Raw genomic sequence first — 12,523 nt, 5'->3', positions numbered from 1 at the left:
AAAACGGAGATAAAAGAGATGACCGCTGAAAAAAACGGCGCGATACGCCGTCTTGAAAATAAAAATAAATTCCGCGCGAAGCAGCCGCCAAAGGCTCCGGCCTCCCCGCCGAGGAGCGCCTTCCTTCCCGTGAGCCGGGCCGACATGGAGGCGCGCGGCTGGGATGAACTCGACGTCCTCGTCATCACGGGAGACGCCTACGTCGACCACCCCAGCTTCGGCCACGCGATAATCGCGCGCTGGCTCGAAGCTCACGGCTTCCGCGTCGGCATCGTCTCCCAGCCGGACTGGCGCGGCACGGAGGATTTCGCGGAGCTCGGCCGTCCGCGCCTCTGCGTCATGCTCTCGGCGGGGAACCTCGACTCAATGCTGAACCACTACACGGCCTCCGGCAAAAAACGCCGCCGCGACGACTATACTCCGGGCGGCGCGGCGGGACACAGGCCGGACCGGGCCACCGTCGTATACGCCAACAGGGTGCGCGAGCTCTGGGGCGACATCCCCCTAGTGATCGGCGGCATCGAAGCCAGCCTGCGCCGCTTCGCGCACTACGACTACTGGAGCGACAGCGTGCGCCGCTCAATCCTGACGGACAGCCGCGCAGACCTTCTCGTATATGGCATGGGCGAGAGCGCCTCGCTGGAGATCGCGCGCCGCCTCGCCGACGGTGAAGAGGCCGCCTCGCTCAGGGATATCGCGGGCACCTGCTGGAAGACGCACGATTTGGCGGCGGCCAACGACGCCGTGGCGCTCGGCTCCTTTGCGGAGGTCAGCGCCGACAAGGCAAAGTTCGCCGCCTCCTTCAAGCTCTTCTACGACGAGAACGACGGCATACGCGGCAAGCGGCTCATTCAGGACCAGGGGGCCTGGCACGTCGTGCAGAACCGCCCCGCACGCCCGCTCTCGACGGCGGAGATGGACAGGATATACGCCCTGCCCTACGCGCGCGCCTGGCATCCCGACTACGACGCCGCGGGCGGCGTACCCGCCTTCGACGAGGTAAAGTTCAGCATCACAAGCCACCGGGGCTGCTTCGGGGAATGCGGCTTCTGCGCGATATCCTCCCACCAGGGACGCATCATCCAGAGAAGAAGCGACGAATCGATCATCAAGGAGGCCGAGCTTCTCACGAAGATGCCCGGCTTCAAGGGCTACATCCACGATATCGGCGGCCCGACGGCGAATTTTACCGTCCCCTCCTGTCAGGAGTCAATCAAGCGCGGCTCCTGCAAGGGAAAGTCCTGCCTCTATCCGCAGCCCTGCAAAAAGCTGCGCGCGGACCACGACGATTACATCGCGCTGCTGCGCAAGGTACGCGCTCTGCCGCGCATCAAAAAGGTATTCATCCGCTCGGGGCTTCGTTACGACTACATCATCGCGGATAAAAAGGGCGAATTTCTCGAGGAACTCTGCCGCTGGCACATCAGCGGACAGCTGAAGGTGGCCCCAGAACATGTGAGCGCGGAGGTGCTGCAGTATATGCGCAAGCCGCCGCGCGCCGTGACCGAAGAATTTTTGAAAAGATACGCGGAGATGAACGCCAGGCTCGGCATGAAGCAGTTCCTCGTCCCCTATTTCATGTCGGCCCATCCCGGCTCGACGCTGAAAGAGGCGGTGGAACTCGCGGAGTTTATCCGCGACAGCGGCCTGCGCCCCGAGCAGGTGCAGGACTTCACCCCGACGCCCGGTTCGCTCTCCACCTGTATTTATTATACCGGCATAGACCCGCTCACGATGCGGAAGGTCTATGTCCCGAAGGATCACGAGGAGCGAAAGATGCAGCGGGCGCTCCTGCAGTACTGGATGCCGGAAAACAGGGAATATGTACGCAAGGCGCTGATAAAGGCGGGAAGAAAGGACCTCATCGGCCGCGGCCCGAAGGCGCTGGTTTACTGAGAGAAAATACCGCGGTCTCTATAAAAACTACGAAAATGGCGGAGAGCTGATCTCTCCGCCATTTTTATCTTATGGCAAGGCCGCGCCAGCTCATACGGCGCAAAATCCGGCTTCGGCTTTACATCCATTAATATGGTCAATATAATAAAGCAGTTGATCCGGTTTCCCGTTTTCTACATTACGTTTTCATATGCAGGCGTTTTTGTCAGTTACGGCTGTCTCAATTGGCCGATTAGGGGGTGATTAATTTGTCAGTACTTGGAAGAATATTAAAAGATATTTTTACGTATTCGCCTCGTAAAATGGATACTAATATGGTTTATCTTTATCTCCATAATAGACTTTATATTATTTAGCACACTTTGGGATCTTTGTTTCTTGCTTTGTTGTAATACATTGTTATCGCCTTGCCCACAGAAAGAAACCAGACTATTGGACAAGCCCATTTTTTAATAAGCCAGTAATATTTATGTTAACCTCATTTATATTTGCATTTATTGCCTATTGTATAATCTATATGTCAACGTATCACACATTTTATTTTATTCTTCAACGCAGTATTATGAAATAAATATTTGCCTGACACTAAATTAACATGTATTTAAGAGTACCGCTTTTTTATCTCGCAGTAATCTTATTATGATAAGGGATGTGGTTTGTTTGTCGTTTTTGCTATCTTTATGGGAGACTATAAATTCATATTTTTCCTATTCTGAACTTAAAATGGATAAATTATTCGTCTCTCTTTATCTCCATAACAGGCCACTATATTATCTAGCTCAATTTTGTACTTTTCTGATCTGTTTAATCTTAATACATGGATCGCGGCTTATGAATAAAAAGGAACCGGACTATTGGACAAGTTCGATTTTTAAAAAACCTCAAGCATTTTTTCTCACATCGGTTTTCCTTGCCGTGCTTGCCGCCTGCGCAATAGAATTCTTGACACATCATACTTTTTTACGGCTTCTAAGACAGGCTATGCAGGAAGAGGCGGCGCAAAAAAGCCTTCAAATTGGCATTCATTAAATAAAAAAGAGAGTACCCGGCTGGATACTCTCAAAACCTGTCTATTGAATAGATTGGCGGCGGAGCTGCTGTCGGATTTTATACATCTCCGCCGCCATTTTGTTACCTGCTTATCTGTTCTATCGCATACTTCCCATTTATCGGCAGTGGTGATTTCCGCGAAACTCCAGCCTGTTACGGGAACTTAACCGCTTAAAGCGCCCTCATTTCAGCTCAAATACCAGCGAGACGGAGACGCTGACGTTTATCACTCCGGAGGCAAGCTGCGTGGCGGCGGGCATCGCCGCGTCCGCCATCATTGAATAGCTCATTGCGGTGTTTTTTCGCGCCAGTGGCACGGCGCCGGCGGTGCCGATGTTCGCGTTGACCAGCCTGCCGAGGCTGCGTCCGCCCGTTGAGGCGACTAAAGAGGCGCGCGCTCTGGCGTCCTCGACCGCGGACTTCAGAAGGCCGCGCTCGATCTCCTCACGCTTTTGCAGTCCAAAGCTGACGTTATTCACGGAGGCGGAACATTTTTCCGCGCTGCCGTCGATAACGGCGCCAAGGTCGGCAAGGTTCCGCACCGTAACGGCAAACGATACGGTCGCCGCGTAGCCCTTCTGGACGCGCTTCTCGCGCTCCGTCACATAATTCGGCGCAAGCTCATAGCCCGTCGTTTTGAAATCCTTTGAATCCACGCGAATAGAGGCAATGTATTTACTCAGCCTCTCTATCCTCTCCGCGAGCGCGGCGCGGGTCGAGGCAGCGCTCTTTCCATATTCGGTCATGGAGAGCGTCACAGATGCCATATCAGGTTCAGCCTCAACGGAGGCGGTTCCGGTCACGGCGATGGAGTCGCGCTCCTCCGCCGCCGACGCGCTCGCGGAGACGGCGAATACAGACAGCATAAGCAGCATTACCACAACGATGTATCTCGTACGTTTCATAAAAATCTCCCTTTCAATTTTGTTAAGAGAGGCAGCTGCGGCCAGCGCCCCTCCGTCTATATATTTTATAGTGCTATATAATATCACGGCAAGCCGTTATGCGGCAAAGCGTAAAAAGCAGGAGTATGACAAAAGTTCCGCCTGAGTGGCATCTGTGTCTATATGAAAAATATCCCGTACAATGATCATAGGTAAACCGTCAAGAGGTTGTAGGCGTGAAGATAAAAAAATGGAGCGGAAGACGGGATTCGAACCCGCGACCCCAACCTTGGCAAGGTTGTGCTCTACCCCTGAGCTACTTCCGCATTGTTACTCAATATTTATTTTTTAGTGGTGGCGGGACCCAGAATTGAACTGGGGACACACGGATTTTCAGTCCGTTGCTCTACCTACTGAGCTATCCCGCCATCTCAGCGGCGAATCTTTAAAGTGGCGGAGCTGACGGGACTTGAACCCGCGACCTCCGGCGTGACAGGCCGGCGCTCTAACCAATTGAGCTACAGCTCCACTTTGCTGCTCTGATGCGTCATGCCTGCTGACATAATTTGGAGCGGAAGACGGGATTCGGACCCGCGACCCCAACCTTGGCAAGGTTGTGCTCTACCCCTGAGCTACTTCCGCCTCTACTCTCGTTACTTATGGTGGCGGGACCCAGAATTGAACTGGGGACACACGGATTTTCAGTCCGTTGCTCTACCTACTGAGCTATCCCGCCATCTCAGTGGCGAAAATATTTAAAGTGGCGGAGCTGACGGGACTTGAACCCGCGACCTCCGGCGTGACAGGCCGGCGCTCTAACCAATTGAGCTACAGCTCCACTTTGTTGTCATATGGTGGGCGGGATAGGTTTCGAACCTACGACCCTCTGCGTGTAAGGCAGATGCTCTCCCGCTGAGCTACCCGCCCAACATTTTCTGGTATCGTACCGCATCAGCGACAACGTTGAATATTATACGGATTTTTTCCGAGATGTCAACCTGTCAGTGATACTTTTTTGCCGGTACGGCGGAGCTCCCCAAAAACTGAATATGCCCGCCGGCCCGCCTCCGGCAAAGCGCCGGCGGCCTTCGGGCAATAAAAAAAAATCAGCATGCGGCGATAACATGATACGAAAATTCCTTAGAGAAAAAAGAGCCTCGCTACGATCACCAGCGTGACTACGATGTTCACACGGATGGAGTATATCTCTTCTTCGCGCGCCCTTTTGGCGTCAAAGGGCTTTTCATTGCGCGAAGCGGCGGGAAATCCCCTCCTCGGCCACGGAAAGAGCGCCGGGACGGTCTTTTTATAGGCGATATATTCGGAGCCGAATTTATCCTCAAGAAATTCTTCCTCCGCCGGTATCACTACCAGCGAATAAAGCAGCATGAAGGCGATGACAAAGGCACCAACCCAACCCCAGCTTACCATGAGCGACCATCCGAGCCCCATCACGGCGTTTCCGGCATAGAGGGGATTTCTGACCCAGCTGTAAGGCCCCCAGGTAATCAATATGGGAGCGCCTATCACCTCAGTACGATATTTGGGAATAAAACCGGCCGCCCAAAAACGCAGCATCTGCCCCGCGACCACAAGCAACAGTCCGACGGTGAATCTTACGGCGTTAAACTCTCCCGGAAATATCAATATCCCGGCGGCAAAGAGTCCCCAGAAAAGTCCCCTTCCTTTGAATGCAAGTGAGCTTATCTTTTTATTTATCTTCATTTTCCGACTCCTCTGTATTTTCTATCGCCTCATGTTCCGCGATCAAAACCTTATTTGCCCCGCACCAGCCCAGCATCCGTACCACGATAAAGGTCCCAAGCGCGACGCCGGTATATTCGGAGAGCAGACGCCAGGTGACGGCCATGACGCCGGCCACGCTCCAGGGGACAAAGAGCCCGAATACCGCGACGGCTCCGCCCTCGGCCGCCCCGCTCGCGCCGGGCGTCGGCACAAAGTAGAGCATGAAGAGCAGCAGGGATTCCGCGAGCAGGCATTGGATGTAATTTACATTGAAACCGGCTGCCTTGATGAGGCAGGGCATAATGGACATATACACGATCAGATGTACTACGGCGAGGAAAATGGAGAGCATGAGCCACCACTTGCCGGTGGAGGTAAAGAGCTTGATGTTTGTGTTATAGGCGTCGATCTCCCGGCTCACCCAGCGTACGGCGTGAAGCAGGTATTTGGATTTCAGGATGCCGACACGCTTAATCCAGACAAGGATGGCGTTGACCCAGTGCTTTATCCATTGGGGACGGATCACGCTGACGGTAAGCAGGAAGGCGCAGAATATGATGAAGATTACGACGTAACAGACATACCAGCGCATGTATACATATTTACGCAGCATTTCCGGGTCGGCCAAAAGTGAGAAGGGAACCACGAGAGCGAGCAGAAATAGTATCTGCAGGGTACGTACCAGCGTTATCGCCACGGATTTTCCAACTGAGACGCCGTCTCTATAGAGCAGGTATATCTGAAACGGGCCGCCGCCGCTCTGCATCGGCGTGATGGCGCAGCCGAAGTAATTTATCCAGACGACGGCAAGCGTGGATTTAAAGGAAAGTTTTTCTCCGGCGGCACGCGCGAGCGTCATAAATTTACAGGCGTCAAGCGTCCAGCCTAGAGCGACAAGAGCCGCTGCACAGAGCAAAAGCTTCGGGTCCGCGTTTTTTAGCATTGCGAATGTAGAGGCGTCTATACTCCAGAACAATACTCCCGTTATTGACAATATAACTATTATTACAAATATTGAGAAACTTTTTTGGACGGTCAAAATCTGCCCTCCCCGGTAAACAACAGCATCTATACTACCATATGCGGACTATTTTAACATAGGCTGCACCGCGGGAAGCGAGAAAAATTCTTCCGCTATCTGCGGCAGCCCCTCTCTCCATGCAAGCGCGGCCGCCTTCGTACGGTCTGTCAAATCAAGTTTTTTCAGCATATGGCTGACATGATTTTTCACGGTCTTCTCCGATAGTATCATCCTCTGGGCGATCTCCCTGTTCGTCAGGCCGTGGGAGAGCCAGTAAAGCACTTCGCGCTCACGCGGCGTTATCTCGCCCAGCGGGTCGTCGTAGAACTCGTCATCGTCCTGCGGCAGGGCCGCGGAGAGTATCTCTTTACTTATATAGCGTTCGCCTCGCGCAACGGCGCGAAGCGCCTCCATAAACTCCGCGAGGTTGGTGCCCTCAGGCATGATGCCCACGCTGGAGCTCTCGCTCGCAAGGGAGAAGAGCTCGGCGGTTGTCTCTTTCACGATAAAGAGGATGTGTATGTCCTTCAGGCGGCGCTTCACCTCGCGCAGTATCTGCACCACGCCGGAGTCCGGGCGCAGCTGGTGGATGACCATCACGTCCGGTTTGGCTGCGAGTATGCTGCGAATGGAGTCGGCATCGGTCTCGTCTCTCGTCTCAATCTCAAAATCGACTTCCTGTCCAAGCACAAAGCGAAGCGCGTCGGTAAAGAGTGAGTTTGTATCAGCGAGAATTATCCTACTTTTTTTCATGCCGCCATCCTTTCCGCTCATTATGAGGCAATCTGTGATAGGATTATAAATTATATTATACCAGCCTAAAAGGAGGTATTTTCCCTGAAACAGGATTTTGAGGAACTCTATCCCTTATCAAAGAAGTTATCACGCTTCACGGGGGAAGCCATAAGGGATTATAACATGATACGCCCGGATGACAGCATATTGATCGGGCTTTCAGGGGGAAAAGACAGCCTTTTACTGGCGCTGGCGCTGGCAATATTGAAAAAACGCAGCCCCGTGCGTTTTTCGCTGCGGGCCTGCCTCATAGACCAGTCGAACGGAGCGATGGAGCCGGAACGGCTCGCCGAATATATGGCTGCCCTCGGCATACCGCTGACGATCGTAAAACACCCCACATATCAGATCATGAAGGAGCGCGAAGAGCGCTCTCCCTGCAGCCTCTGCGCGAACATGAGGCGCGGCATCCTCGCGAATCAGGCGAAGGAGCTCGCCTGCGGCGTCATCGCCCTCGGCCACCACAAGGACGACGCGGCGGAGACGGTGCTGATGAACCTCTTTTACGGCGGCCGCTTTAAATGTTTTCATCCGCACCTTTATATGAGCCGTACGCGGATGCGCGTCATCCGCCCCTTCGTCTACATTGAGGAGCGGCAGATAAGGCTGGAGGCGGAGCGGCTCTCGCTGCCGGTGATCAGCTCCTGCTGCCCCTACGGCGATAAATCGAAGCGTAAGAGCACAAAGGAGATCGTCGCCGCGCTCGAAAGAGAGATGCCGGAGCTTAAGAGCAATATCGTGCACGCGCTGAGACACCTAAAAGAAAACGAGAGCTGGCCCGCAGGGATGCTTAACGAATGATTCTGGAAAGCGGTACCGATAGAGACGGCAAAGATGCCGTTTTGTTTAACTATACGGTTTTACCGTTTTTAATATAATCCCAGAGGACTTCACGCTCTACGGAGATGAACTCGCCCACGGCAAGCTCCTTCAAAACGAGTTTGCCGATTTTGCGGCGGAAGAGGCGGCGGACGTCGTTGTCGAGCGCCCTTGCCATCAGGCGTATCTCACGCTTGATCCCTTCGCCCAGCACAACCTCGAACCAGCATTGGAGCGGCGCGCGTGCCAGACGGCGCACCGATATCGGTTTAAGGAAATGTTCCTCGGCCTGCACTCCCCTGCTCCAGCGAATGAGGCGCTCCTCATCCAACGGTTTGCGCAGCTCGACCTCGTAAGTTTTTGTAAAACCGTTACGCGGGTGGATCAACTCCTGTGAGAATATACCGTCGTTTGTAAGGATGATGAGCCCTTCGCTGTCACGGTCGAGCCGTCCGACGGGAAAGAGCCTGAAGCGGTCCATCTCAGGCGGCAGGATGTCGATCACGGTGCGCTCGCGCGAGTCCTCGACGGCGCAGAGCACCCCCTTGGGCTTATGGAAGATAAGATAACGCTGCTCCACCGGCGCAACGGCCGCGCCGTCAAGCTCCACGCGGTCATTTGGAGACACCTGCCGCCCCGGCTCGTTTACTGTGACGCCGTTTATCTTTACCCGTCCCGCAGTTATATATTCTTCGACCTTACGGCGCGCCCCCGCGCCGCACATCGCCAGATATCTGTTTAGGCGTACGCTTTCGTCACTCATCACTCTGCTCCATCTCTCCCTCTTCCGTCGGGACCTCCTCCACTGAGGGAAGTTCCTCGTCGTCTTCGTAGTCCTCGCGCAGCTCCTCGAGCGTCGGCAGGGCGCTGATGCTCGAAAGGCCGAATATTTCCAGGAATTTATTGGTCGTGCGGTAACGCCGCAGGGATTTTCTCTTATTCTCGCGGCGCGGCCTGTCGATGAGGCCGTTCTTCAGCAGCGTCTCGACGACACGGTCGCAGCGCACGGAACGTATCTCCTCGATCTCCGCCATCGTGATCGGCTGGTTGTAGGCGATCACCGAAAGCGTCTCAAGCGCCGCGCGGGAGAGCCTGATACGCTGCATTGAGAGGTAGGCCGAAAAGCTCTCCACCGTGTCGGCGAGGTCGGGGGCGGTCGCCATCTGCCAGCCCCCCGCGAGATTCAGCAGCGTCAGCCCCCGCCCCTTCGCGTAACTGTTTTTTATCGCGGCGACGGCGCGCTCCACACGCTCTAAAGAGACGCCCAGGTGATCGGCCATCGTCGCCGCCGAGACGGGCTGCGGCGAGACGAAGAGCAGCGCCTCTATCTGCCGTTCAAGAAGCCCCATATTTTCGTTTTCTTCAGTCAGCGGCAATCTCAACACCTCCAAGTGTCTCAGTCTGGATTATATGCACCATACCGAGACGCGACATCTCCAGCAGCGCCAGCAGGGTGACGATCAGCGTTTTAGGGTTGCGGTCGGAGAGCAGCTCCCGCAGGGACAGCCTGCGCCCGCGCACGATCCGCAGCAGCTCGTCCATGCGCTCCTCTATCTGCCGCTCCTCAGGGACCGCGTCTGGTATCTCATCCCAAAGCATGGTATCTTCGTCGTACTCGGCGGCGCGTGTCCGCTCCTCGTAGAGGGCCAGTATCTCCCACCATTTCGAGGCAAGCGTCTCAAGGTCGCCGATATCGTAATAGTAGTTATCCTCTTCGTCCGTCACGCGCAGGAAACAGCGCTCACGCCGCTCCTTCGCGGCGGCCAGCCAGCGCGCCGCGGCGCGGAAGGGCCGGTATCTGCGGATAATCGCCTCCAGCTCTTCCTCCGTCTCGATATAATCGCCAAGGAGTGAGTCATCTGGCTCCTCCGGCTCCTGCCCGGGAAAGAGCGAGTGTACCTTACGCAGCAGCAGGCGGCTCGCAAAGGAGAAAAATTCCGCCATTTCGTTGAGGGTGGCCCCCTTAGCCTGCACGAGAAAGTTTATATACTGTGTGACCAGCTCCGTTAGATTGAGCTTCAGCGCGTCCATCTCGCGCGACTCCACAAGATGGCAGAGCAGATCAAGCGGCCCGGAAAAGCTGCCCAAACGGACCTCAAATCCAGCCGCTCTGTTTTCTCCGTTATTTTCTAAAATCTTTTCCTCTTCCACCGGACTTCCTTAATGTATGAGGTTCATCGCCGAATAGACGTCTTCCATCGTACCCTCGGCAACCCTGCGCGCACGCGCCGCTCCCGCCTCAAGTATCTGTTTGAGGTCGTCGGGACGCTTCGCGAGCTCCGCGCGGCGCTTCTGGATGGGGTCCATCATCTCAGCGAGATGCACCATCAGCTTCTTTTTGCAGTCGACACAGCCGATGCCGGCGCTCAGACAGCCCTCGTGGAGCTCCGCGAGCTCCTGCGCATCCCTGTTGAAGAACTTATGCACGTCCCAGACGGGGCATTTTTCCGGCGTCCCTTTGTCGGTCCGGCGTTCGCGCGCCGGGTCGGTCTTCATCGTGCGCACCTTGCCCCAGATCGTCTCCATATCCTCGGCGATCTGCAGAGAGTTGCCGTACGATTTGCTCATCTTGCGGCCGTCGGTACCGGGCATCTTCGCGGCGGGGGTCAGCAGCGTTTCCGGCTCGGGGAATACATCGCCGTAGAAGCTGTTGAAGCGGCGCGCGACCTCGCGCGTCAACTCAAGATGGGCGCTCTGATCCTCGCCCACCGGCACGCCCCACGACTTGTAGAGCAGGATGTCTCCCGCCATCAGCACTGGATAGCCCAGGAAGGCATAGGTCGAAAGATCTTTGTTCTGGAGGTTGAGTATCTGTTCCTTATATGTCGGGCAGCGCTGAAGCCATCCAAGCGGCGTGATCATCGAAAGCGCTAGGTGGATCTCCGCGTGCTGCTTGACGTGCGACTGGATGAAGATCGAAGACTTTTCGGGGTCGACGCCGACCGCAAGCCAATCGAGCAGGATCTCATAGCAATTTTCCTTCACCTTGCTCGGATCGGCGTAGTCGGACATCATCGCGTGCCAGTCGACGATGCCCCAGAAGCAGTTATATTCGTTCTGCAGCTTCACCCAGTTGATGAGCGCCCCCGCCATATGGCCGTAATGGAGCCGCCCCGTGGGCCTCATGCCGCTGAAGATCCTCTTTCTGTCATCCATCTCACAAAACATCCTTTCTATTTACATACGACTTTCCGGCCGTCGCCGGATTATTTTCCGCTATACGCGCCCGTGCGTAAAGGGAGCGTTCTTTTCCTCTATCAGCCGGACGGGAAGTCCCGTCTCGCATTCGATGACGGTCCGCAGCGCCGGCAAAGAGGCCCGTTCCATCTCGCCGTGGTCGGTGCTCACGAGAGACAGTCCCGCGTCGAGCGCCTCCTGGCGGTGGTGGTAGGCGATATCGGAGGTGATGAAACAGTCCGCTCCCAGGGAGAGCGCCTCGGGCCAGAATTCCTGACAGGCGCCGCCGCCGAGCGCGATCCTTCCCAGCAGCCGTTCCACGTCGCCGTAAACGGTAAAATTGGCGAGACGCCACCGCTCGCGCAGGATATCCGAAAGTTCACCGAGCCTAATGGGAACGGTAAGCTCTCCGATAGCCCCCATCCCCCACGCGCCCGACTCAGAGGGCGACAGCGGCGCAATATTCTCAAGCCCCAGCAGCAAGGCGAGGACAAAGTTCACGCCCTCGGGCGACGAATCCCAGTTGGTATGCGCAGAGTATATCGCGACACCGCCGCGGATCGCGGAGAAGACCGTCCGTCCGACGTAGCTGTCGTTCACCACCGATTTCAGCGGATGAAATATAAGCGGATGGTGCGTCACGAGCAGGCCGCAGCCCAGCGCGGAGGCGGCGGATGCCGTATCCGCGGTCGCGTCAAGCGAGAGGGCGATACCGTCTATCTCCGCTCGTGGGTCGCCCACGGCAAGGCCAGGATTATCCCACGATTCCGCCCAGCTCTTCGGTATTCTCTTTTCTATTCTGGCTATTATCTCAGAAAGTTTCATTCCAGCACCCCGTTTCGTTACATCGAATAATTGTATAACAGCCGAGGGGTAACGTCAAAGCAAAATGCACCGGAGCAGGGCAGACGCATCAGCGAAAGCTGGACGTGCGTATAAACGCCGATTTATCTTCGAGAGGGGAAAAGAGATAAATTGTAGTTTTGTTTTATTCAGTCATTCCGGGCTTGACCCGGAATCTAGTGTCGTGGGGTTTTATGCTCGTCTGGCAAGGCATAAAAGCAAGGCAAGCCGCTGGGCACCGGCTCGGAGGCCGGTGCGACAAGGCAGGGACACACAGCGGCTTTAGCCACGA

At 55.5% G+C, this 12,523-nt stretch carries 12 protein-coding genes and 7 tRNA genes; 3 read left to right on the top strand and 16 right to left on the bottom strand.

From position 1 onward, the window contains the following. The first annotated feature begins 18 nt into the window (after positions 1-18). A complete protein-coding gene (locus BED41_RS07130; protein WP_066749073.1) occupies positions 19-1,896 on the top strand; it encodes a YgiQ family radical SAM protein in 1,878 nt (625 codons plus the stop codon). Positions 1,897-2,727: 831 nt separating this feature from the next. Further along, a complete protein-coding gene (locus tag BED41_RS16420) occupies positions 2,728-2,925 on the top strand; it encodes a hypothetical protein (protein WP_157102291.1) in 198 nt (65 codons plus the stop codon). Between the two features lie 203 nt (positions 2,926-3,128). Here BED41_RS16420 and BED41_RS07125 read toward each other — a convergent pair whose 3' ends face one another. The 11 genes from BED41_RS07125 to BED41_RS07075 form a co-directional block, all read right to left on the bottom strand. Beyond that, complete coding sequence (locus BED41_RS07125) at positions 3,129-3,851, bottom strand: SIMPL domain-containing protein (RefSeq protein WP_157102290.1); 723 nt, start codon at positions 3,849-3,851, stop codon at positions 3,129-3,131. Between the two features lie 230 nt (positions 3,852-4,081). Continuing rightward, positions 4,082-4,156, bottom strand: a tRNA-Gly gene (locus BED41_RS07120). A 26-nt stretch (positions 4,157-4,182) separates the two neighbouring features. Continuing rightward, a tRNA-Phe gene (locus BED41_RS07115) sits at positions 4,183-4,258 on the bottom strand. 23 nt (positions 4,259-4,281) lie between these two features. Next, positions 4,282-4,358: transfer RNA gene (locus BED41_RS07110), tRNA-Asp, on the bottom strand. 39 nt (positions 4,359-4,397) lie between these two features. Beyond that, positions 4,398-4,472: transfer RNA gene (locus BED41_RS07105), tRNA-Gly, on the bottom strand. An 18-nt stretch (positions 4,473-4,490) separates the two neighbouring features. After that, positions 4,491-4,566 (bottom strand) — tRNA-Phe (locus BED41_RS07100). Between the two features lie 25 nt (positions 4,567-4,591). Next, a tRNA-Asp gene (locus BED41_RS07095) sits at positions 4,592-4,668 on the bottom strand. Between the two features lie 14 nt (positions 4,669-4,682). Next, positions 4,683-4,757: transfer RNA gene (locus BED41_RS07090), tRNA-Val, on the bottom strand. A 213-nt stretch (positions 4,758-4,970) separates the two neighbouring features. Beyond that, complete coding sequence (locus BED41_RS07085; protein WP_066744407.1) at positions 4,971-5,555, bottom strand: methyltransferase family protein; 585 nt, start codon at positions 5,553-5,555, stop codon at positions 4,971-4,973. Continuing rightward, entirely contained in the window at positions 5,542-6,615 is a 1,074-nt protein-coding gene (locus tag BED41_RS07080) for a lysylphosphatidylglycerol synthase transmembrane domain-containing protein (protein ID WP_066744405.1), read from the bottom strand. Before BED41_RS07080 ends, BED41_RS07085 begins: the two co-directional genes overlap by 14 nt. Positions 6,616-6,663: 48 nt before the next feature. Next, positions 6,664-7,350 (bottom strand): response regulator transcription factor, encoded by a 687-nt coding sequence (locus BED41_RS07075; RefSeq protein WP_066744403.1) that lies wholly within the window; start codon positions 7,348-7,350, stop codon positions 6,664-6,666. A 165-nt stretch (positions 7,351-7,515) separates the two neighbouring features. On the opposite strand from BED41_RS07075, the gene BED41_RS07070 reads away from it, so the two are divergent. Further along, positions 7,516-8,193, top strand: a complete 678-nt coding sequence (locus BED41_RS07070; protein WP_084002313.1) for a tRNA 2-thiocytidine biosynthesis TtcA family protein — start codon at positions 7,516-7,518, stop codon at positions 8,191-8,193. Between the two features lie 49 nt (positions 8,194-8,242). Here BED41_RS07070 and BED41_RS07065 read toward each other — a convergent pair whose 3' ends face one another. The 5 genes from BED41_RS07065 to BED41_RS07045 are packed head-to-tail and all read right to left on the bottom strand — an operon-like array spanning position 8,243 to position 12,213. Further along, on the bottom strand, positions 8,243-8,974 hold the full coding sequence (locus BED41_RS07065; RefSeq protein WP_066744399.1) for a pseudouridine synthase: 732 nt from the start codon (positions 8,972-8,974) through the stop codon (positions 8,243-8,245). Next, positions 8,967-9,596, bottom strand: a complete 630-nt coding sequence (gene scpB / locus BED41_RS07060; RefSeq protein WP_437177028.1) for an SMC-Scp complex subunit ScpB — start codon at positions 9,594-9,596, stop codon at positions 8,967-8,969. Before scpB ends, BED41_RS07065 begins: the two co-directional genes overlap by 8 nt. Continuing rightward, positions 9,574-10,362 (bottom strand): segregation and condensation protein A, encoded by a 789-nt coding sequence (locus tag BED41_RS07055; protein WP_084002312.1) that lies wholly within the window; start codon positions 10,360-10,362, stop codon positions 9,574-9,576. Before BED41_RS07055 ends, scpB begins: the two co-directional genes overlap by 23 nt. Before the next feature lie 9 nt (positions 10,363-10,371). Next, positions 10,372-11,367 carry a tryptophan--tRNA ligase gene (gene trpS, locus BED41_RS07050; RefSeq protein ID WP_066744393.1) on the bottom strand — a complete coding sequence of 332 codons (996 nt, stop codon included), beginning with the start codon at positions 11,365-11,367 and terminating at the stop codon, positions 10,372-10,374. Between the two features lie 60 nt (positions 11,368-11,427). Further along, positions 11,428-12,213, bottom strand: a complete 786-nt coding sequence (locus BED41_RS07045) for a Nif3-like dinuclear metal center hexameric protein (RefSeq protein WP_066744391.1) — start codon at positions 12,211-12,213, stop codon at positions 11,428-11,430. Positions 12,214-12,523 lie beyond the last annotated feature (310 nt).

Origin of the sequence: Cloacibacillus porcorum, from assembly GCF_001701045.1 — a bacterium.
GTDB classification, from domain to species: Bacteria; Synergistota; Synergistia; order Synergistales; family Synergistaceae; genus Cloacibacillus; species Cloacibacillus porcorum.
This window is presented reverse-complemented; position numbering and strand designations above follow the sequence as displayed.

Excerpts from the sequence above, each read along its gene's own strand:
- BED41_RS07075 (WP_066744403.1), bottom strand. The coding sequence starts at position 7,350 with ATGAAAAAAAGTAGGATAATTCTCGCTGATACAAACTCACTCTTTACC.
- BED41_RS07045 (WP_066744391.1), bottom strand. The coding sequence starts at position 12,213 with ATGAAACTTTCTGAGATAATAGCCAGAATAGAAAAGAGAATACCGAAG.
- BED41_RS07065 (WP_066744399.1), bottom strand. The coding sequence starts at position 8,974 with ATGAGTGACGAAAGCGTACGCCTAAACAGATATCTGGCGATGTGCGGC.
- trpS (WP_066744393.1), bottom strand. The coding sequence starts at position 11,367 with ATGGATGACAGAAAGAGGATCTTCAGCGGCATGAGGCCCACGGGGCGG.
- BED41_RS07130 (WP_066749073.1), top strand. The coding sequence starts at position 19 with ATGACCGCTGAAAAAAACGGCGCGATACGCCGTCTTGAAAATAAAAAT.
- BED41_RS07085 (WP_066744407.1), bottom strand. The coding sequence starts at position 5,555 with ATGAAGATAAATAAAAAGATAAGCTCACTTGCATTCAAAGGAAGGGGA.
- BED41_RS07070 (WP_084002313.1), top strand. The coding sequence starts at position 7,516 with ATGATACGCCCGGATGACAGCATATTGATCGGGCTTTCAGGGGGAAAA.
- BED41_RS07125 (WP_157102290.1), bottom strand. The coding sequence starts at position 3,851 with ATGAAACGTACGAGATACATCGTTGTGGTAATGCTGCTTATGCTGTCT.
- BED41_RS16420 (WP_157102291.1), top strand. The coding sequence starts at position 2,728 with ATGAATAAAAAGGAACCGGACTATTGGACAAGTTCGATTTTTAAAAAA.